The 608-nt window shown below is 64.3% G+C and carries 1 pseudogene; it reads left to right on the top strand.

The features are described 5' to 3' along the window. A pseudogene (locus ACTJJ6_RS23565) lies at positions 1–608 on the top strand (transketolase); the annotation flags it as partial.

Here is a 608-nt window from a genome sequence, read left to right as displayed (position 1 = left end):
TCTCGTAAAGAGCTTGCCAACGCCATCCGCGCACTCAGCATGGACGCCGTACAAAAAGCAAATTCCGGCCACCCGGGGGCCCCTATGGGCATGGCGGACATCGCCGAAGTCCTGTGGCGTGACTACCTCAACCACAACCCGACTAACCCGCACTGGGCTGACCGCGACCGTTTCGTGCTCTCCAACGGCCACGGCTCCATGTTGATTTACAGCCTCCTGCACCTCACCGGCTACGACCTGCCGATGCGCGAGCTGGAGAACTTCCGTCAGCTGCATTCCAAAACCCCGGGCCACCCGGAGTACGGCTACACCCCGGGCGTTGAAACCACCACCGGCCCGCTGGGCCAGGGCATCGCCAACGCCGTCGGCTTCGCCATCGCCGAACGCACCCTGGCGGCGCAGTTCAACCGCCCCGGCCACGACATCGTCGACCACCACACCTACGCCTTCATGGGCGACGGCTGCATGATGGAAGGCATCTCGCACGAAGTCTGCTCCCTGGCCGGCACCCTCAAGCTCGGCAAGCTGACCGCCTTCTACGATGACAACGGCATCTCCATCGACGGCCACGTCGACGGCTGGTTCACCGACGACACCGCCCTGCGTTT

This window comes from Serratia sp. 22278, assembly GCF_052045405.1.
GTDB classification, from domain to species: domain Bacteria; phylum Pseudomonadota; class Gammaproteobacteria; order Enterobacterales; family Enterobacteriaceae; genus Serratia; species Serratia marcescens.
The sequence above is the reverse complement of the archived record's forward strand: the minus strand, read 5'-3'. Positions and strand labels throughout refer to the sequence as shown.